Annotated in this window: 15 protein-coding genes; 11 read left to right on the forward strand and 4 right to left on the reverse strand. The window is 73.8% G+C overall.

Annotation, left to right across the window (positions count from 1 at the left end; genetic code table 11):
* Positions 1-146 precede the first annotated feature (146 nt).
* Positions 147-1,229 (forward strand): sugar phosphate nucleotidyltransferase, encoded by a 1,083-nt coding sequence (locus tag ACFY12_RS18190; RefSeq protein ID WP_390716771.1) that lies wholly within the window; start codon positions 147-149, stop codon positions 1,227-1,229.
* Positions 1,230-1,500: 271 nt separating this feature from the next.
* Positions 1,501-2,424: a DNA-3-methyladenine glycosylase family protein gene (locus ACFY12_RS18195; protein WP_390716772.1), complete on the forward strand. Its 924-nt coding sequence runs from the start codon at positions 1,501-1,503 to the stop codon at positions 2,422-2,424.
* 144 nt (positions 2,425-2,568) lie between these two features.
* Here the strand turns inward: ACFY12_RS18195 and ACFY12_RS18200 are convergent, their stop codons facing one another.
* The 3 genes from ACFY12_RS18200 to ACFY12_RS18210 form a co-directional block, all read right to left on the reverse strand.
* Positions 2,569-3,969: a coenzyme F420-0:L-glutamate ligase gene (locus ACFY12_RS18200; RefSeq protein WP_390716832.1), complete on the reverse strand. Its 1,401-nt coding sequence runs from the start codon at positions 3,967-3,969 to the stop codon at positions 2,569-2,571.
* A gap of 104 nt (positions 3,970-4,073) precedes the next feature.
* Complete coding sequence (cofD, locus tag ACFY12_RS18205) at positions 4,074-5,030, reverse strand: 2-phospho-L-lactate transferase (RefSeq protein ID WP_390716773.1); 957 nt, start codon at positions 5,028-5,030, stop codon at positions 4,074-4,076.
* Positions 5,031-5,052: 22 nt separating this feature from the next.
* Positions 5,053-5,703 (reverse strand): cysteine dioxygenase, encoded by a 651-nt coding sequence (locus tag ACFY12_RS18210; protein WP_390716774.1) that lies wholly within the window; start codon positions 5,701-5,703, stop codon positions 5,053-5,055.
* Between the two features lie 770 nt (positions 5,704-6,473).
* Here ACFY12_RS18210 and ACFY12_RS18215 point away from each other — a divergent pair.
* The 3 genes from ACFY12_RS18215 to ACFY12_RS18225 all read left to right on the forward strand — a co-directional run bounded on the left by ACFY12_RS18215 (position 6,474) and on the right by ACFY12_RS18225 (position 12,782).
* The gene (locus ACFY12_RS18215; RefSeq protein ID WP_003983763.1) at positions 6,474-6,737 is read left to right on the forward strand and encodes a WhiB family transcriptional regulator; all 264 of its coding nucleotides are present in this window, start codon (positions 6,474-6,476) and stop codon (positions 6,735-6,737) included.
* A gap of 316 nt (positions 6,738-7,053) precedes the next feature.
* Complete coding sequence (locus ACFY12_RS18220; protein WP_390716775.1) at positions 7,054-11,163, forward strand: glycosyltransferase; 4,110 nt, start codon at positions 7,054-7,056, stop codon at positions 11,161-11,163.
* Positions 11,160-12,782 carry a DUF5719 family protein gene (locus ACFY12_RS18225; protein ID WP_390716776.1) on the forward strand — a complete coding sequence of 541 codons (1,623 nt, stop codon included), beginning with the start codon at positions 11,160-11,162 and terminating at the stop codon, positions 12,780-12,782. The genes ACFY12_RS18220 and ACFY12_RS18225 overlap by 4 nt, the downstream gene beginning before the upstream one ends.
* A 95-nt stretch (positions 12,783-12,877) precedes the next feature.
* Here the strand turns inward: ACFY12_RS18225 and ACFY12_RS18230 are convergent, their stop codons facing one another.
* Positions 12,878-13,267 carry a metallopeptidase family protein gene (locus ACFY12_RS18230; protein ID WP_390716777.1) on the reverse strand — a complete coding sequence of 130 codons (390 nt, stop codon included), beginning with the start codon at positions 13,265-13,267 and terminating at the stop codon, positions 12,878-12,880.
* 359 nt (positions 13,268-13,626) lie between these two features.
* On the opposite strand from ACFY12_RS18230, the gene ACFY12_RS18235 reads away from it, so the two are divergent.
* The 6 genes from ACFY12_RS18235 (at position 13,627) to ACFY12_RS18260 (ending at position 20,133) form a co-directional block, all read left to right on the forward strand.
* Positions 13,627-14,067 (forward strand): DUF3499 domain-containing protein, encoded by a 441-nt coding sequence (locus ACFY12_RS18235; RefSeq protein ID WP_390716778.1) that lies wholly within the window; start codon positions 13,627-13,629, stop codon positions 14,065-14,067.
* Positions 14,068-14,306: 239 nt separating this feature from the next.
* A complete protein-coding gene (locus ACFY12_RS18240; RefSeq protein ID WP_390716779.1) occupies positions 14,307-15,665 on the forward strand; it encodes a phosphomannomutase/phosphoglucomutase in 1,359 nt (452 codons plus the stop codon).
* A gap of 298 nt (positions 15,666-15,963) precedes the next feature.
* Positions 15,964-16,146, forward strand: coding sequence for a Trm112 family protein (locus ACFY12_RS18245; protein ID WP_390716780.1), 183 nt, complete (start codon positions 15,964-15,966; stop codon positions 16,144-16,146).
* Positions 16,147-16,220: 74 nt separating this feature from the next.
* The gene (locus ACFY12_RS18250; RefSeq protein ID WP_390716781.1) at positions 16,221-17,363 is read left to right on the forward strand and encodes an SIS domain-containing protein; all 1,143 of its coding nucleotides are present in this window, start codon (positions 16,221-16,223) and stop codon (positions 17,361-17,363) included.
* A 272-nt stretch (positions 17,364-17,635) separates the two neighbouring features.
* On the forward strand, positions 17,636-18,910 hold the full coding sequence (gene manA, locus ACFY12_RS18255; RefSeq protein WP_390716782.1) for a mannose-6-phosphate isomerase, class I: 1,275 nt from the start codon (positions 17,636-17,638) through the stop codon (positions 18,908-18,910).
* 263 nt (positions 18,911-19,173) lie between these two features.
* Positions 19,174-20,133 (forward strand): cation diffusion facilitator family transporter, encoded by a 960-nt coding sequence (locus ACFY12_RS18260; RefSeq protein WP_390716783.1) that lies wholly within the window; start codon positions 19,174-19,176, stop codon positions 20,131-20,133.
* The last annotated feature ends 152 nt before the right edge of the window (positions 20,134-20,285 follow it).

Genomic DNA, 20,285 nt, shown 5'->3' on the forward strand with positions numbered 1-20,285 from the left:
CTGCCTACACTGGTCCGCCGACCGGCCGCCAGCAGCAGGAAGCAGAGAAGACACCGTGAGCGTCGCACGTGCAGCCACCCGGCCGCGGACGACGACGATGGCCGCGCCGCTGCCCTGCGCGTGCGGAGAAGCGAACAGAGGGCACAGTGACTGAAGCGATCCTCCTGGTCGGCGGCAAGGGCACCCGGTTGCGCCCGCTGACGATGCGTACGCCCAAGCCGATGGTCCCGGCGGCCGGCGTGCCGTTCCTCACCCACCAGCTGGCCCGCGCCCGGGCCGCCGGCGTCGAGCACATCGTCCTCGCCACCTCCTACCTCGCCGAGGTCTTCGAGCCGTACTTCGGTGACGGATCGGCGCTCGGCCTGCACCTCGAGTACGTGACCGAGGAGGAGCCGCTGGGCACCGGCGGCGCCATCCGCAATGTCGCCGAGCGGCTGCACTCCGCCCCCGGCGAACCGGTGCTGATCTTCAACGGCGACATCCTGACCGGCCTGGACATCCGGGCCCTGGTCGACACCCACCGCACGTCCGGTGCCGATGTCTCCCTGCACCTCACCCGGGTCGCCGACCCGCGCGCCTTCGGCCTGGTGCCCACGGACGACACCGGCCGGGTCACCGCCTTCCTGGAGAAGCCGCAGACCCCCGAGGAGATCGTCACCGACCAGGTCAACGCCGGGGCGTACGTCTTCAACCGCTCGGTCATCGACACCATCCCGGCCGGCCGCCCGGTCTCCGTCGAACGCGAGACCTTCCCCGGACTGCTCGCCGACGGCGCCCACCTCCAGGGCATGGTCGACTCCACCTACTGGCTCGACCTCGGCACCCCGCAGGCCTTCGTCCGCGGCTCCGCCGACCTGGTACTGGGCCGCGCCCCGTCCCCGGCGGTGCCCGGCCGCTGCGGCGACCGCCTTGTCCTGGAGACCGCTGAGGTCGCCCCGGACGCCAAGCTCGGCGGCGGCACCGTCATCGGCGCGCGCGCCGTCATCGGCGCCGGCGCCGAGATCGACGGCAGCGCCGTTCTGGAAGGCGCGGTCGTCGAGGACGGCGCCCGGATCCGTGACTCGCTGATCGGCGCCGGGGCCCGCATCGGGGCCCGTACGGTCCTGGACGGGGCGGTCATCGGCGACGGCGCCCGGATCGGCGCGGACAACGAGCTGCGCGACGGCATCCGCATCTGGTGCGACGCCGAGATCCCCCCGGGCTCGGTCCGCTTCTCCTCAGACGCGTAGCTCCACCCCACCACGGGTACGGACACACACACGCACCACCCCGCCACGGGTACGGACAGACACACGGATCCGGGCGCCGTCTACGCACCGCCGCCCACAGCCGGCGCCCACACCAGCCGGCGCCCACACCCAGCCGCCTCCTGTCCGTCACCACTTCCTCACAAACTGCAACAGCGGACGAAATAAATCACTGTCCGTAATCGTTGCTGAGAGTAAGGAAGCAGCGCGCGAGGCCCGGCAGCGCCCGCACCCGATCGCCTAACCTGGCCGCATGCCCGCCCGCACCTGGGTCCCGCCCGGCCCCTACGACCTCCACCGCACGCTGAGTGTGCTGCGGCGTGGCCCGGGCGATCCCGCGTGCGCGGTGCGCGGCGACGAGGTGTGGCGGTCCTCCCGTACGCCCGAGGGGCCCGGCACGCTGCGTCTCGCGGCCCGCCCGGCCGCCGGCCGGGTCGACGCCGAGGCCTGGGGCCCGGGCGCCGACTGGCTCCTGGAGCACCTGCCCGGCCTGCTGGGGGAGTCCGACGACCCGGAGCGGCTCACCGCCCGGCACCGCGTCGTCCATGACGCGCGCCGCCGCCACCCCGGCGTACGGCTCGCCCGGACCGGTCTGGTCCTGGAGTCGCTGATCCCCGCGATCCTGGAGCAGAAGGTCACCAGCGACGAGGCCTACCGCGCCTGGCGGCTCCTCCTGTGGCGGCACGGCGAGCCCGCCCCCGGCCCCTCGGGCGCCCCCGGCCCCTGGGAGCGGATGCGGGTGATGCCGGATCCGCGCGGCTGGGCGCTGATCCCCTCCTGGGAGTGGCACCGCGCCGGCGTGGACGCCAAGCGATCCTCCGCGATCCTGCGCGCGGTGCGGGCCGCGGGCCGGATGGAGGAGGCCGCGCGGATGGATCTCGCCGCCGCCACCCGCCGGCTGACGGCGATACCGGGCATCGGCCCGTGGACCGCCGCCGAGACCCTGCAGCGCGCCCTCGGTGCCCCCGACGCGATCACCGTCGGGGATCTCCACCTGCCGAAGATCATCGGCTACGCCCTCACCGGCCGCCGAGGCACCACCGACGAGCAGATGCTCGAACTCCTCGCGCCCTACGAGGGCCAGCGCCACCGCGCCGCCCAGCTGATCTTGCTGTCCGGCGTCGCCCCGCCACGGCGGGCGCCTCGCTTCCCGGTCGGGGACATCGCCCGTCTGTGATCCGGAGACCACGAGACCGGCCGTGACCACGAGACCGGCCGTGACCACGAGACCGGCCGTGATCACGAGACCGGCTGTGACCGCGAGACCGGCTGTGACCGCGAGACGCCATGACCGCGAGGCCGGCCGTCAGCGGACGACCCGTCAGCGGACGACCACGAAATCGTCGGCCGCCCGGGGCGCCCGCTCCTTCGGTGCCTCCGCCGGGTGTCCGATGGCGACCGCGCCCATCGGCTCCCAGTCGCCGGGCAGTTCCAGGACGTCCCGTACGACATCCCGGCAGAACATCGTCGAGGAGATCCAGGCCGAGCCGAGCCGCTCACCGGCCAGCGCGACCAGGAAGTTCTGGATCCCCGCGCCCTGCGCGACCACGAACATCTCCCGCTCCGCCGCGTTCCGCCGCGCGTCCGGGTAAGTGTGTGCGCCGTCCGTCACCATGCACGGCACGGCCAGGCAGGGCGCGTTGCGCAGGACGTCGCCGCGCCGGATGCGCCGGGCGATGGACTCCTCGGACTTCCCGTCGGCGCGCAGATCCGCGATCCAGGCGTCCCGCATCGCGTCCAGAAGCCGCGTACGGGACTCCGCCGACTCCAGGAGGACGAACCGCCACGGTGTGGTGTGGTGCGGCGCCGGGGCGGTGAGGGCCGCTGCCACGGCCCGCCGGACGGCCCCCGGTGCGACCGGTTCGCTGGTGAAGGTGCGCACCGTACGCCGCAGCGTCACCGCCTCCCGTACGGCCTCCGAGGTGCCCAGCCGGAACATGTCGTCCTCCGGGGGGCGCACCAGCGCCCGTGCCCCCGTCTGTGCCCCGGCACCGTCGTTTCCGTCGCCTCCGCCGCTTCCGTCATCTCCGTCGTCCGGTGCCCCGGGCGTGACGGTCGTGACGGTGACGATATGCGGCAGGCCGCGCAGCACGGCGACCGGCAGTCCGGCCACTTTGCCCTTCACCAGGTCGCCGGCCGCGGCCAGCTCGTCCGCGGTGGCCACCATCGTCGCGCTGAGCGGATTGCCGTACGTGTCCGTGCCACCGCGGAGATCGTCCAGTACCCGCACCCCGGCCGCGCCGATGGCGACGTCGGTGAGGCCGTTGCGCCACGGCCGCCCGAAGGTGTCACTGATGACGACCCCGACCTCGACGCCCAGCGCGTCGCGCAGCCCGGCACGCAGGGCGCGGGCCGAGGCGTCCGGGTCCTCCGGCAGCAACAGCACAGTGCCGGAAGGGGTGTTGGAGGCATCGACGCCGGCCGCCGCCATCACCAGGCCCTGCCGGTTCTCTACGACCCGCAGCGATCCGCGGCGGGCCACCACCCGTACGGTCTCCGCGTCGATGGCCGCCTCCCGGTCATCCGCCTCGACCACCCGCCCCTCGGCCTTGCTGACGACCTTGGAGGTCACCAACAACACGTCACCGTCGGCGAGTTGGGGTACCCCGTCGGTCGTCGTCGCGGCCGTGATCAGCTTGACCAGGTCGTCGCCGGGCCGTACCTCGGGTATCCCCGGCAGCGCCCACACTCGGTATGCGGGCGGCCCGGCGGCACCGGTCACGCCTGTGCCTTCGGCCGTATCTTCGGCGCCGGTCACCTCCGTGCCTTCGGTCGCATCTTCGGCGCCGGTCACGTCCGTACCTTCGGTCGTACCTCCGGCGCCGGTCATGTCCGTACCTCCTCGGCCAGCGTCAGCGCCTCGCGCGCCATCGCGGCCGTGGCGTCCAGATCCGTCATCATCAGCGGTACGGCGCGGCAGCGGATCCCGGCCGCCTCGACCTCGGACACCCGGCCCGCGTCCACCGTGTCGACCAGCCAGCCGCCCAGCAGTTCCGCCCCGTAGTGGGCGGCCACCGCCGACGCCGTGGCCTCCACGCCGACCGCGGCCAGCACCTTGTCGGCCATGCCGCGCACCGGCGCGTCACCGACGATGGGGGAGAGGCCCACGACCGGTGCCGCGGCCTCCGCGATCGCCTCGCGGATTCCGGGGACGGCGAGGATGGTGCCGACGCTGACGACGGGATTGGACGGCGGGAAGAGGATCACATCGGCGGCCGCGATGGCCTCCAGGACGCCGGGCGCGGGCGCGGCCTGCTCGGCGCCGACCGGCACCACGGCCTTCGCGTCCACCGAGGCGCGCAGCCGCACCCAGTACTCCTGGAAGTGCACCGCCCGCTGTTCGCCGTCCTCCTCGACGGCCACGTGGGTCTCGACCCGGTCGTCGGTCATCGGGATCAGCCGCACGCCCGGCCGCCAGCGGTCGCACAGCGCCTCGGTCACCGCGCTGAGCGGATATCCGGCGCCCAGCATCTGCGTACGGACGATGTGCGTGGCGAAGTCCCGGTCGCCGAGCCCGAACCACTCGGGGCCGACGCCGTAGGCGGCCAGCTCCTCCTTGACCCGGAAGGTCTCGTCGGCCCGGCCCCAGCCCTGCTCCTCGTTGATGCCGCCGCCGAGGGTGTACATCACGGTGTCGAGGTCGGGACACACCTTGAGGCCGAACAGATGGATGTCGTCACCGGTGTTGCCGATGACGGTGATGTCCGCTTCCGGAGCCGCTGCCTTCAGTCCCCGCAGAAAGCGGGCGCCGCCGATACCGCCGGCCAGAACCACGATTCGCATGGCCCAAGGATGTCAAAGGGCGTCAGGGGGCGAGGATCTCGGGGGCGGCGACTGCGATTCCTGCGGTGCCGGCGGTGGTGCGCCGGCTCGGGTGCATCGGCATGTCGGTCAGGCCGGGGAAGTAGATGTGGAGACTGACCGCCGGCCTGAGGGAGTCGTTGACGATCTCGTGGACGTATCCGGGGGCGAACACCCGCTGCGCGCCTGCCGTGAGCGTACGGGGCCGGGCTGCACCTGCTGTGAGCGTACGCGGCCCGGCTGCGCCTGCCGTGAGCGTACGGGGTCCCGTCGTCCCGCCGTGCTCGGTCAACTCGCCTTCCAGGACGGTCAGTACGCCGGAGGACACGCCGTGGTCGTGCCGGCCGCTGCCCTGGCCGGGCACCCAGCTCAGCAGCCACACCTCGTAGCCGAGCGAGGCCGCCCCGCCTTCCCCGGCCGTCCCGCCCTCCCCGGCCGCCCCGGCCGCCCCGGTCCGGGCCGGGATGGTGCGCAGCCGGTGGTACCAGCGGGTGGTGGCGTCGTACCGGACGAGCGGGGCCCAGGCGGTGCGGTCGGCGGCGATCGAGCGGGCCAGGCCCGCGAAGCCGGCGACGGTGTGCGGATGGGCGGGGACGGGCGGCAGCAGGTGGGGGAGGGCGAGGGGGTCGCCGGCGATCTGGACGTCGCTGTTCATCGGTTTCGGGTTCCTCGGCGAGGGGGCGGGGGCGACGCGCTGGGCGTCGTACCGCCCGACGTCAGCGGAGGGGGAGAGGGGGCGGCACGGCGCCGGCTTTCCCTGTGGGGGGCGCGGCAGAGGTGTCGCCGGGCAGGAGCCGTGGGGCTCTGTGGGGCTCTGCGGGGTCGTGCGAGCGGAGGGCTGGAGCTCAGTGGCTACAACAGCGGAAACAGCTGGCCCAGCCTGCACAGCTGGTACAGCGACAGCGGGCACGCGCGGCGCGGAGCGACCCGTGGGTGCGGGTCGGGCGGGGCGCGGTGGCGGCTGGCATGCGGTCAAGGAGACCGGGTTCCCGGCGCGATGTCAACCGGATGTCTGGTTTGCCGTGAATCATTCACCTCATCCGGTTACTCCGCCCGACGAAAGGTTTGTGCAGTGCGGGTGGCGGAGAAGTCGACCGGCAGCCGCGCTTCCAAACGCCGTTGCGGTCCTGTGATCCGACTGTGATCTTCCCCGCTTCGGTGTGCGGGGTGCAACGCGCGCGCCGCCCGATCGCGTCTTTCTTGATGAAGCGGACGTGCCGGGTGGTGCGCCTGGGAAAGTGTCCTGGTTTTTACTGATTTGAACACTTTTCGCAACCGCTTGGTTCCGCCGAGTGAATAAGAGGCTCAATAGCAGATCTCGGCTTGACTGGCCCGGATCACCACACTTGTAATTTCACTCGTGTCGTTCAGCCGAAATCGATCACGGCTTGATCACGGGGACGTAAAGACAGACGAGGGGCGCACATGACCGAGCTGTTCCAGGAATTGCTGGTCGAGGAGGCGGACGAGGAGCTCGGCTGGCAGGAGCGCGCACTGTGCGCCCAGACCGACCCCGAGTCCTTCTTCCCGGAGAAGGGTGGCTCCACCCGCGAGGCCAAGAAGGTCTGCCTCGCCTGCGAAGTCCGGTCCGAATGCCTCGAATACGCGCTCGCCAACGACGAGCGCTTCGGTATTTGGGGCGGCCTGTCCGAGCGCGAGCGGCGCCGGCTCAAGAAGGCCGCCGTCTGACGATGATCAGGCAGCCGTCCGGACCGACGGCGCGCGGCCTCACGGACCACGCCGCCGCAGCCCCCCAACTCCCCATATCCGCCGATAAGGAACCCTCCGCCTCCAGCGCCCCCGCCGCCGGAGGCGGACTGCTGTGTACGGACCCGGCCGGGGCCCCGGCGCGAACCATTAGTGTGGGGCCCCGTCCGAGATGTGCCGCCGCCCCGCGAGGCGCGCGCGTCACCTCGTAGTCCGTCGCAGTGTCTTCCGGGGGCGGGTGCCGTCAGCGACTTCGCCGCGGGTCCCGAACTCCCGGGTCCGGAGGGCCCGTACCTCGATGTCCGTGCACAGCCAGCCGGCGGCCCACGCCGCCGCCTCCTATGAAGCCGCTACCCCAGAGTTCCCGCGGCACGTCGTCACGGCCGTGATCGTCTCCCACGACGGCGCCCGCTGGCTGCCCGACGCGCTCTCCGGCCTGCTCAGCCAGGAACGCCCGGTGCAGAACGCCATCGGCGCCGACACCGGCAGCGCGGACAACTCCGCCCAGCTCCTCGGCGAAGCCCTCGGCGACCAGCGGGTCCTCCACCTCGCCCGCCGCTCCGGATTCGGCACCGCCGTCGACGAGGCCGTCCGCACCGCCCCCGTCCTCACCCCCGACGACCTGCCGTACCTGCGCCGCCCCAGTGGCTGGGACCCGGTCAGCCGCACCTGGTGCGACGAGGCCTACGGCATGCCGGAGTTGCCGCACGGCGAACCGGTCCAGTGGCTGTGGCTGCTGCACGACGACTGCGCGCCCGCGCCGGACGCGCTCGCCGAACTGCTGCGGGTCGCCGACGCCAGCCCCTCCACCGCCATCGTCGGCCCCAAGCTGCGCAGCTGGTACGACCGCCGTCAGCTGCTGGAAGCCGGGGTCAGCATCGCCCGCAGCGGCCGCCGCTGGACCGGCCTGGACCGCCGCGAACAGGACCAGGGCCAGCACGACCAGGTACGCCCGGTGCTCTCGGTCTCCAGCGCCGGCATGCTCATCCGCCGTGACGTCTACGAGGAGTTGGGCGGCTTCGACCGCCGGCTGCCGCTGATGCGGGACGACGTCGACCTGTGCTGGCGTGCCCAGGCGGCCGGCCACCAGGTCCTGGTCGCGCCGGACGCCGTGCTGCGGCACGCCGAGGCCGCCGCCCGCGAGCGCCGCCCCATCGACTGCGTGGGCCGCCATACCGCCAACCCGCACAGGGTGGACAAGGCCGGCGCCGTCTACACCCTCCTCGCCAACACCCGTGGCGGGCTCCTCCCGTACGTCCTGCTGCGGATGCTGCTCGGCACCGTCCTGCGGGTCGTCGCCCACCTCGTCGGCAAGGTCCCCGGCCAGGCCCTCGACGAACTCGCCGGGCTCTTCGGCACCCTGCTGCGGCCCGGCACCCTCCTCGCCGCCCGCAAACGCCGGGGCCGGCCCGCGGTCCCCGCCGGGGAACTGCGGTCGCTCTTCCCGCCGCCCGGCGCCACCGTACGGGCCACCGTCGAGCAGGTCGCCGGCAACCTCGCCGGGCGCGCGGCACCCGACGTGGCCTCGGCCGGCCGGCACGGCGCCGTCGAGTCCGGACCCGGCGGCGACGACGCCGACTATCTGGAGATCGAGCAGTTCGCCCGGCTCAAGCGGATCGCCCGCAAACCCGCACCGGTGCTCTTCGCCGTCCTGCTGCTGGTCTCCCTGGTCGCCTGCCGCGGACTCCTCGGCTCCGGCGCACTGGCCGGCGGCGCGCTGCTGCCCGCGCCCGGCAGCGCCTCCGACCTGTGGTCGGCGTACGCCGGCAGCTGGCACACGGTCGGCGTGGGCAGCACCGCCCCGGCGCCCCCCTACCTCGCGCTCGTCGCCCTCGCCTCCAGCCTCCTCCTCGGCTCCACCGGCCTCGCCCTCACCCTGCTGCTGGTCTGCTCCGTGCCGCTGGCCGGCCTCACCGCCTACTTCGCCTCCCGCCCGCTGGTCGCCTCCCGGCTGCTGCGGGCCTGGGGGAGCGTCGCGTACGCCTTCCTGCCCGCCGCCACCGGCGCGCTGGCCGGCGGCCGGCTGGGCACCGCCGTGCTCGCCGTCCTGCTGCCGCTGCTGGCGCGCGCCGCGATCGCCGCCGCCGGACTGCGGCTCCCGGCGGACACCCGGCCCAGCTGGCGCGCCACCTGGGCGTACACCCTGCTGATCACCGTCACCATGGCCTTCACCCCGGTCGTCTGGCCGGTCGCGGTGCTCCTCGGCATCGGGCTGCTGGTGCTGCGCCTCGCCGGTTCCGGTTCCGCTTCCGGTTCCGCTTCCGCGCAAGGACGCCCGGACAACAGCGGCGGGGGAGCGCGGCGGACCGGCGGCCGCGACCAGATTCCCGGCCATGTGCTGCGCTTCCTGGCCGTGGCGCTCGTCCCGCTCCTCGTCCTCGCCCCCTGGTCACTGTCGCTGCTGACCCGGCCGTCCCGCTTCTTCCAGGAGCCCGGGCTCGGCTTCGGCGCCGGCTCCGCCTCCGTCCTCGACCTCATCGGCCTCAGCCCCGGCGGCCCCGGGGCGGCCGGCGGCGTCCTGCTCTTCGGCATCGTGCCGGCCGCCCTCGCCGCGACGCTGCGCGACACCCGGCAGCGCGCGATCCGCACCGCCTGGGCCGTGGCGCTGACCGGGCTGCTGTGCGCGGCGCTCGGCAACGGCTCCGGCTGGACCGGCCCGGCCATGCTGATCTACGGCCTGGCCCTGCTGTGCGCCGCCGCGATCGGCGCCGAGGGCATCCGGACCCGTATGGCCAGCCTCGGATTCGGCTGGAAGCAGCCGGTCGCCGTGCTGATCGCGCTGGCCTGCCTGCTCGCCCCGCTGTACGCGGCGGTCAGCTGGATGATCACCGGTGCGGGCGGGCCGCTGGAACGCCGCAGCCCCGAACAGGTACCGGCGTTCGTCGCCGAGGAGTCCGGCTCCACCGACCGGGCCCGCACCCTGGTCCTCGACGGCACGCCCGGCCAGGTCCGCTACTCCCTGGTCCGCGGTTCCGGCGCCCGGCTCGGCGACGCCGACCTGGCCGCCGAGGCGGGCGAGGACAAGCGGCTGGGCGGCATCGTCGCGCACCTCGTGGCCGGCTCCGGCGCCGACCAGACGCGCCAGCTCGGCGGCTATGCCGTCCGCTACGTCCTGGTCAAGGACGGGGCCCCGCGTGCGATGGGCCGCGTACTGGACGCCACGCCCGGCCTGACCCGGCTCAGCCAGGACGACGGCAGCGCCCTGTGGCGGGTCGACAGCAAGGTGTCCCGCGTCTCGATCGCCGCGCCCCGGCCCCAGGGGGCCCAGGGGACCCAGGACGGCGCCGCCACCGGTGAGGCCGCCGTGCCCACCCCGGTCAAGGCCGGCCCCGTCGAGGCGCACACCACGATCCCCGCCGGGCCCGCCGGCCGGGAGCTGCGCCTCGCCGACGCCGCCGACGAGGGCTGGCAGGCCACCCTGGACGGCACCCCGCTCAAGCCCGTCACCGTCGACGGCTGGGCCCAGGGCTTCACCCTCCCCGCGCACGGCGGCACCCTCGACCTCACCCACGAGAGCCCGCTCGGCCACACCCTCTGGCTGTCGGCCCAGGGCCTGCTCGCCGTCGTCCTGGTGGTGCTCGCCCTGCCGGGCCGCCGCCGGGAGATCGACGACGACCTGCCCGAGGACGTGGCCGCCGCCCAGGCCGCCGCGACCGCCGGGGAGGGGCGCCGGGCGCGGCGTCTGCGCGCCCAGGCCGAGGCGGCGGGCGCGCCCGAGAGCGGCACCGGCCCGGCCGTCCCCGGCGAGCAGGCGCCGCCCGGTCCGGCGGCGGTTGCGGTGCCCGCTCAGGGGACGGCCCAGGACGCCGTCCAGGACACCGGCCATGGCGCCGCCCAGGACATTGGCCCCCAGGGCACCGGCCATGGCGCCGCCCAGGACATCGTCGCGGCCACCGATCCGTACGCCGACCCGTCGTACGCCGATCCCTACGCCGAATCGCCGTACGGCGACCCGTCGTACGGCGACCCGTACGCCGCGGTCCCCCAGCAGCAGTCGCACGGGAGCCACGGGAGCCACGACGGCCACGACGGCCACGAGGGTCACGACGGCCGCGAGGGCCACGGGAGCTGGGAGAGCTGGCAGGCGGCACCGGGCGGGCTGCCCCAGCCCGGTGAACAGCAGCAGCCGTACGCCCCCGCCGACCCGTACCAGGCGGGCCAGTACGGCGGGCAGTACCCGCAGGCCGACCCCTACCAGGCCCCCGCCGACTACCAGGCCCCCGCCGACCCGTTCGCCGCCGACCCCTACCAGGCCGGCGCCTACGACCCGTACGGCTACGGCCGGCAGACCCAGCACCAGCACCCACAGCAGCACCCACACCAGGATCCACACCAGCCCTACGACGACGGCACGACGTACCCCGGCTCCGCCTCCGGGCCGCGCCGTGACGGGAGCGACCAGCAGTGAAGCGCACGATGATGTCCCTGATCGGCGTGGCCGTCGCACTGGGCGCGGTCACCGGTGTCGCCGCCGTCGCCGCCCCGGACGGCGGCACCGCGGCCGCCCCCGCCGACGGCACCCGACTGCCCGTCCAGCGCTCCGCCCTGCTCTGCCCCGCCCCCACCTCCTCCGAGGTCGGCGAGACGGCCTACACCGCCTTCGCCCCCAAGGGAGCCGCCGCCGGGTCCGGCACAGGGTCGGGCGCAGGGTCCGGCACCACGAAGGGCACCGCCCAGCTGCTGCCTGCCGGCACGGTCAAGGACGACGGCGGCAGCGACCGCGGCACGAGCAAGGGCCAGGGCCAGGGCAAGGGCACGGACACGGGCAAGGACAGCGGTGCGGCCACGGCCGGCGGCCGGGTCGTCCCGCCGCGCGACACCAAGCCCGTCGTCCCCCTGCAACAGGCCGGCACACCGGTCACCGCCACCACCGACCGATCCGACGCCCCGGCCCTCGTCGGCGCCGCGGACGGCGCCCTGGCCCCCGGCTGGACCGTCCAGCAGACCACCGCCGTGGCGGCCGGCGCCGGCCGCGGCCTGCTCGGCCTGAGCTGCACCGCCCCGGACACCGCCTTCTGGTTCCCCGGCGTCAGCACCGGCACCGGCCGTCAGGACTACGTCCACCTCACCAACCCGGGCTCCACCCCGGCCGTCGTCGACCTCGAACTGCGCGGCAAGGACGGTGCGCTGGGCGGCGCCGCGGGCGAGAACATCACCGTCCCGCCGCACACCGACGTCCCCGTCCTCCTCTCGACCCTGACCACCGCTCCCACCGCCGACGCCACCCTCCACGTCACCGCCCGCGAGGGCCGGGTCGGCGCCGCCGTCCAGGCCGTCGACGGCAAGCTCGGCAGCGACTGGCTGCCGGCCGCCGGTGACCCGTCCCCCGGCGCGGTGCTGCCCGGCATCCCCAAGGACGCCACCTCCGTCCGGCTGGTCGCCATCGCCCCCGGGGACGCCGACGCCGACCTGAAGGTCCAACTGGCCACCCCCACCGGGCTGATCACCCCCGCCGGCCTGGAGACCCTGCACGTCAAGAGCGGCATGACCACCGCGGTGGACCTCAAGGACCTCACCAAGGGCGAGGCCGGCTCCCTGGTGCTCACCCCCGCGGACAGCACCTCCAAGGCCCCCGTCGCCGCCGCGCTACGGGTCACCCGCGGCACGGGCGACAACCAGGAGATGGCGTTCATCCCGGCGACCCGCCCCGTCGAGCAGCGCGCCACCGCCGCCGACAACCGCGACAAGGGCAGCACCCTCTCCCTGGTCGCCCCCGAGAAGGGCAAGGACGCCCGGGTGAAGGTCACCGCCTCGGCGGGCAGCGGCGGCGGCACCCCGGTCACCAAGACGTACACGGTCAAGGGCGGCACCACCCTCGAGATCGACCCGCCCCGCCCCCAGGGCCTCAAGGGCGGCTACGCACTGACCGTCGAGCCCGAGTCCGGCAGTGGTCCGGTCCACGCGTCCCGGACGCTCGCCCTGCCCCAGGGCAAGGTGCCCGCCTTCACCATCCAGCCGCTGCCCGACGACCGCGGTTCGGTCCTCGTCCCCACCGCCGGCCAGGATCTCTCGGTCCTGACGGACTGACCCATCGACCCTGATGGGCCCGATAGCCCGACGGCCCGACGGCCCGACGGCCCGACGGGCTGATGGATCGACGGATCGACGGATCGACGGGCGGATCACTCCTGGCCGTAGCGCGGGTCCACCGACTCCGGAGCCAGCCCCAGCAGCTCGGCGACCTGCTCGACCACGACCTCGTGCACCAGCAGTGCCCGCTCGTCCCGGCTCTTCGTGCGGATCTCCACCGGCCGGCGGTAGATCACGATCCGGTCCCGATGTCCGCCCCCGGCCGGCAGCATCCGTCCCAGCGGCACGGTCTCCTCGTCGGCCACCGCGCCCGGCCCGTCGCCGGGACCAAAACCGGGCACCTCCACGACCATGAAATCGACCTGGGCGAGCTGCGGCCACCGTCGCTCCAGACGGTCCCGCGAGTCATACACAAGATCCACAAAGGCATCGGCACGCGTCACCGACAGCGGCACCTGGGGCGGCGCGATCGGCCCGCGCATGCCACGGCCATGACGGTCGCGGCGGCGAGGCCGCGGCTCCGTCGGTCGGGGCGGTACGGGGGTGTCCATCAGCATCGAGCGTAGCCGTCGGGCACCCCCGGGAACCGCCGAGTACGGCAAGATGCGCCATGTCGCCGGCCGACCGAACCCGGCCTCATCGCTTTCGGTTCCACCCCTTATCCGATCGCGTATCCCACCATCCGATCGCGTATCCCACCGTGCGGACCCCGGGCGATGCCCGGAAACGCACCGACCGCCGACGGCATTCCCCGCCCTCCGCCCTCCGCCGCGGGGCTCCCGGTCCAGGTCGTCCCGAGCGGGTGCAGGTCAGACGCATCGGACGAAGCGGGACGACACGGTTGGGTGAGCCGGGGGAGAGTCGTCGCGGCCCGCTCAAGAGTGCGGTACCGTCCAACGTCGTGAGCCCTGTACGTCGCTGTTCGCGCACTGCGTGCGGCCGCCCCGCCGTCGCAACGCTGACGTACGTCTACGCGGATTCGACCGCCGTGCTCGGACCGCTCGCCACCTACGCCGAGCCGCACTGCTACGACCTGTGCGCCGAGCACTCCGAGCGGCTGACCGCCCCCCGTGGCTGGGAGGTCGTCCGCCTCGCCATCGACTCCGGCCCGGCCCGCCCCAGCGGCGACGACCTCGAAGCGCTGGCGAACGCGGTACGCGAGGCCGCCCGCCCCCAGGAACGCGCCGCAGGCGACGGCTCGCCGCCGCCCGGCGACCGCGACCCCCATCCCATGGAGGTCGCCCGCCGCGGGCACTTGCGGGTGCTGCGCTCGCCCGACTGATCCCCCTGATCCCCGGAGGGTCCGCGACCGACCCCGGCCTCACTGCCGCACGTGGCTTGCTTCGCGCGGCTTCCTGCGGTTTTCCACGTTTCCCGCGGTTTCCCGAGACTTTCCTGCGGTTTCCTGCGGCTTTCCCGCGGTTCCCCACGCCGTCGTCCCCGGCGCCGTACCTCCCGTCCCGCTGTCGCGCCCGCGTGGATAAATTGGGGTGGCCGAACCCACCCCAGGAGGACTGCCTCGTGAAAGACCTTTCGCACCTCGTGAAGGCGTACGACGTACGCGGCGTCGTCCCCACCGACTGGGACGAACCGCTCGCCGAGCTGTTCGGAGCCGCTTTCGTCGAGGTCACCGGCGCGGACGCGATCGTGATCGGGCACGACATGCGGCCGTCCTCGCCCGGGCTGTCCCGGTCGTTCGCGCGCGGCGCCGCGGCCCGCGGAGCGGACGTCACCGAGATCGGGCTGTGCTCGACCGACGAGCTGTACTACGCGAGCGGCGCCCTCGGCCTGCCCGGCGCGATGTTCACCGCCTCGCACAACCCCGCCCAGTACAACGGCATCAAGATGTGCCGCGCCGGGGCCGCCCCGGTGGGCCAGGACACCGGCCTCGCCCAGATCCGCGAACTGGTCGAGCGCTGGAGCGCGGACGGCGCGCCCGAGCCGGTGCCCGCCACCGGATCGGTCACCCAGCGCGATGTGCTGGAGGACTACGCCGCGCACCTCCGCGGCCTGGTGGACCTGTCGGGCATTCGCCCCCTGAAGGTCGTCGTCGACGCCGGCAACGGCATGGGCGGGCACACCGTCCCGACCGTCTTCGAGGGGCTGCCGCTCGAACTGGACGCGCTCTACTTCGAGTTGGACGGTTCGTTCCCGAACCACGAGGCCAACCCGCTCGACCCCAAGAACATCGTCGACCTCCAGGCCCGCGTCCGTGAGGTCGGCGCCGACCTCGGCCTCGCCTTCGACGGCGACGCGGACCGCTGCTTCGTCGTCGACGAGAACGGCGACCCGGTGTCCCCCTCCGCGATCACCGCCCTGGTCGCCGCCCGCGAACTGGCCAAGGCCCCCGGCGCCACCGTCATCCACAACTGCATCACCTCCTGGTCCGTCCCGGAGGTCGTCGCGGAGAACGGCGGTACGCCGGTCCGCACCCGCGTCGGGCACTCCTTCATCAAGCAGGAGATGGCCAGGGCCGGCGCGATCTTCGGCGGTGAGCACTCCGCCCACTACTACTTCCGCGACTTCTGGAACGCCGACACCGGCATGCTCGCCGCCCTGCACGTCCTGGCAGCCCTCGGCGGCCAGGAGGGCCCGCTGTCGCAGCTGGTCGCCCAGTACGACCGCTACGCGGCCTCCGGCGAGATCAACAGCACCGTCGACGACCAGACCGGGCGCCTCGCCGCCATCAGGGCGGCCTACGAAGGCCGCCCGGGCATCACCCTCGACGAGCTGGACGGCCTGACCGTCACCGCCGAGGACTGGTGGTTCAACGTACGGCCCTCGAACACCGAGCCGCTGCTGCGCCTGAACGCCGAAGCACGCGACCAGGAGACCGTCGAGCGGGTCCGCGACGAGGCCCTGGCGATCATCCGCGGCTGAGCGGGCGCTCATGTGGGGTGACGGGCGGCGGCGCCTCCGGGCACGCCTCCCGCCCCCCCCGGGCGGCTCCCGGGCAGGCTTCCACCACTCTCCGGGCACGTCTCCCGCCCCCGGCGGCTCCCGGGCAGGCCTCCACCACTCCCCGGGCACGCTTCCCGCCCCCAGCAGCTCGCGGGCAGGTCTCCCACCTCACTCTCCGGCAGCCCTCCCACCTCCGCGTCTTCCCTCCGGGCAGGCCGGGGCCCACCGTCCGGCGGTACGCTGGCCACGCCGCAATCACCCTGAAGGAGCCGCATCCATGCCGGTCGAAGCCAGCTTGATCCAGATCCTCGCCTGCCCGGCGTGCCACGCCCCGCTCGAGGACCGGACCGACGCGGACCCCGCAGAACTCGTCTGCACCTCGGCTGACTGCGGCCTCGGCTACCCCGTCCGGGACGGCATCCCCGTACTCCTCGTCGACGAAGCCAGCCGCCCTGCCTGACCGGGCGCGCCGGACCCGCCCGGCAGCCGCCCGCGTACCCCCGCCCGTACCGGCGATCGGAGGCCGCGCCCACCATGCTCGACGAGTCACTCCTCGATGCCCCTGACGCACTGGCCGGCGCCGACCGCTTCGGTCTGCTGCGCGGCGTCGCCGAATCCGGCGCCCGGGTCCGCACCGCCGCCCGCAGCGCCACCGAATCCGGCATCTCCCGGCTGACGCCCGACGGCCGGCCACGCGCCGTCCTCGTCGCCGGCCCCGGACCCGCCGCGGCCGGTGTCGCCGACCTGCTGCGCGCCCTGGCCGGCGGCACCTGCCCGGTCAGCCTCATCCAGCCCACCGGCGTCGCCCCGCTGCCCGGCGCGCTGCGCTGGACGCTCCCCGGCTGGGCCGGCCCGCTGGACCTGCTGCTGCTCGCCGGCCCGGACGCCGCCGATCCCGGCCTCGCCGAACTGGTCGAACAGGCCTACCGCCGCGGCTGCTCGGTGGTCGCCGTCACCCCGGCCGGAGGCCCGCTCTCCGACGCCGTCATCCAGGCCCGCGGCCTCGCCGTACCGCTGGCGACCACCGCGTACGACGCCGAATTCGACGTCGAGGGCGCGCCCCCGGCCGCCCCCGGCACCCTCTGGTCCGTCCTGATCCCGCTGCTGATGCTGACCGACCGGATCGGCCTGATCAGCGCCCCGCCGGACGCCCTGGACCAGCTCGCCGACCGCCTCGACCAGCTCGCCGAGCGCTGCGGCCCGGCCATCCCCACCTACACCAACCCCGGCAAGACGCTCGCCGCCGACCTCGCCGACGCGCTCCCGCTGATATGGACCGAGGGCACCTTCGCGCACGCCGTCGGCCGGCACTTCGCCACCGAGCTGGCCGGGCTCGCCGGCCGACCGGCCCTCGCCGCCGAACTGCCCGAGGCGCTCACCACCCACCGCACCCTGCTCGTCGGCCCCCTCACCGAGGGCGCCGACCCGGACGACTTCTTCCGCGACCGGGTCGACCAGCCCGCCGCGACGGCGCTGCACGCCCGGATCGTGCTGCTGCGCGAGCAGGAGCCCGGCCCGCTGTCCGCCACCCGTGCGGCCAAGGCGCTCGCCGAGGAGCGCGACACCACCCTCACCGAGCTGGAACCGGGCGCCGGCAGCGATCTGGAGAAGGCCGCGGAGCTGCTCGCCATCGCGGATTTCGGCGCCGTTTACCTGGCGCTCGCGGGCACCGAGTGATCTGACCGAGTGATCTACCGAGTGACGTGACCGAGTGACGTGACCGAGTGACGTGACCGAGTGGTCTGTGAGACCCGGAGCCGTTGCGCGGCGCCGGACCCTTCGCCCAGCAGCCCGACGCGTCCTACGCGCACACGTGCATACGCGGTCGGGCGACCGAACAGCCAGCCGTACGACCGGACAGCCGGCCGCATGACGGCAACCAGCAGCAACCGCAGCAACCAGCAGCAACCAGCAGCAATCAGCAGGAACCAGCAGGAAGCAGCGACCCAATGGACCGCCTGGCCAACACCGTGCGCCCCTACGCCTGGGGCTCCACCACTGCCATCCCGGAGCTCCTCGGCACCGAGCCCACCGGCGAACCGCAGGCCGAGATGTGGATGGGCGCCCACCCCGGCGCCCCCTCCCGCATCGACCGCGGCGCGGGCCCGGTCTCCCTGGCCGAGGTGATCGACGCGGACCCCGAGGCCGAGCTCGGACCGGACACCGTCCGCGCCTTCGGCCCCCGGCTGCCCTTCCTGCTCAAGCTGCTCGCCGCCGGCTCACCGCTCTCCCTCCAGGTCCACCCCGACCTGACCCAGGCCAAGGAAGGCTTCGCCGACGAGGAACAGCGCGGCGTCCCCCTCGACGCCCCGCACCGCAACTACAAGGACGCCAACCACAAGCCCGAGCTGATCGTCGCGCTCACCCCCTTCGACGGGCTGTGCGGTTTCCGCCACCCGGCAGAGGCCGCGGACCTCCTGGACGGCCTGGGCGTCGACGACCTCAACCCGTACGTCGACATCCTGCGTGCCACGCCCGAGGAGGCCGCCCTGCGCGAGGTGCTCGGCGCCGTACTCGGGGCCGAGCACCACGCCATCGCCGGCACCGTCGAGCGCGCCACCGTCGCGGCCGGGCAGCGCGCCGCCGAGGGAGGACCGCACGCCGACGCCTACGCCGCCTACGCGGGTATCGCCCACCACTACCCCGGCGACCCCGGTGTCCTCGCCGCCATGCTGCTCAACCACGTACGGCTCCAGCCCGGCGAGGCGCTGTTCCTCGGCGCCGGTATCCCGCACGCCTACCTCAGCGGCCTCGGCGTCGAGCTGATGGCCAACTCCGACAATGTGCTGCGCTGCGGGCTGACCCCCAAGCACGTCGACATCCCCGAACTGCTGCGCGTGGTCCGCTTCGAGGCCGGCGATGCCGGGGTGCTGCGACCCGAGGAGGTCGCCGGCGAGGAGGTCTACGACACCCCGATCGACGAGTTCCGGCTCTCCCGCTTCGTCCTCGCCCCCGGCGCCGCCCCGCGCGCCCTGGTCTCCCGTACGCCGCAGATCCTGCTGTGCACGGCGGGCACGGTCCGGCTGCGCGGCACCGACAAGGCCCCGGAGGCCGACAAGGTCCCGGAGGCCGGCGAAGCCCCGGAGGGCGTGCCGGAGCGCGCGGGGGAGCCTGGCGGGAGCGAACTGACCCTGGCCCCCGGCGAGTCCGCCTTCGTACGCGCCGGTGAGCGGCTCACCCTCTCCGGAGCGGGCACCCTCTTCCGCGCGACCGTCGTGGCGTAGGGGCCGCAGGGGAGCACACGCGAAGGCAGTGACGCCAGAACGGGCACCAGGACGGGCATCAGGACGGGCATCAGAACGGGCAGGGGCACGCTGAGTGGCGGACGTCTCGCGCCGTGCTGTAACAATGACCGCCGCAGGCCGTAAAGCGGCGGTAAAGCCCGCACGGCCGGAAGGGCCCGGAGAGCCGGGACGAACCGGATGATCCGGACGAGATGAACCGGATGATCCGGACGATGGGACGACGGAAGGGATACGCGGCACCAATGAGCGCATCAGGCGGGACAAAGGCGATCGTCGCGGCGCTGGGCGCCAACCTGGCGATCGCCGCAGCGAAGTTCGTGGCCTTCGCCTTCAGCGGCTCGTCCTCGATGCTGGCCGAAGGCGTGCACTCCCTCGCGGACTCCGGCAACCAGGGGCTGCTGCTGCTCGGCGGCAAGAAGGCCAAGCGGGCGGCCACCGAGGAGCACCCCTTCGGCTACGGCCGCGAGCGGTACATCTATGGCTTCCTGGTCTCCATCGTCCTGTTCACCATCGGCGGCGTCTTCGCGCTCTACGAGGGCTACGAGAAGATCCAGGACCCACACCCGCTGGAGGACTGGTACTGGCCGATCGGCGTCCTCGTCTTCGCGGTCATCGCCGAGGGCTTCTCCTTCCGTACGGCCATCAAGGAGTCCAACGAGCTGCGCGGCAAGCAGACCTGGACCCAGTTCGTGCGCCGCGCCAAGGCCCCTGAGCTGCCGGTCGTCCTCCTGGAGGACCTGGGCGCGCTCGTCGGTCTGGTCTTGGCCCTCGGCGGCGTCGGCCTCACTCTCCTCACCGGCAACGGTGTCTGGGATGGCATCGGCACCATGTGCATCGGCGCGCTGCTGGTCCTGATTGCCCTGGTCCTGGCCGCCGAGACCAAGTCGCTGCTGCTGGGCGAGGCCGCGGGCACCGAAGAGGTCGCCGCGATCCGTACCGCGATCGTCGACGGCGAGGTCGTCAGCCGCGTCATCCACATGCGCACCCTCCACCTCGGTCCCGAGGAACTGCTGGTCGCCGCCAAGATCGCGGTGCGGCGCCACGACACCGCCGCCCAGGTCACGAACGCCATCAACGCCGCCGAGGCCCGCATCCGCGAGGCCGTCCCCATCGCCCGCGTCATCTACCTCGAACCGGACATCTACGACGAGACCACCGCCGCCGCCGGCCCCGACCCCGCCAAGACCCCGGGCAGCCACTGACCCGCTGGGAACCGGGCAGCCACGGACCCCGCTGGAGACCGGGCAGCCACGGACCCCGTTGGGAACCGGGCAGCCACGGGCACCGTTGGAGACCGGGCAGCCGCGGACCCCGTTGGGAACTGGGCAGCTACCGAGCCCGCTGGGAACTGGGC

It is taken from the genome of Streptomyces sp. NPDC001339, assembly GCF_042895955.1.
Classification (GTDB): domain Bacteria; phylum Actinomycetota; class Actinomycetes; order Streptomycetales; family Streptomycetaceae; genus Streptomyces.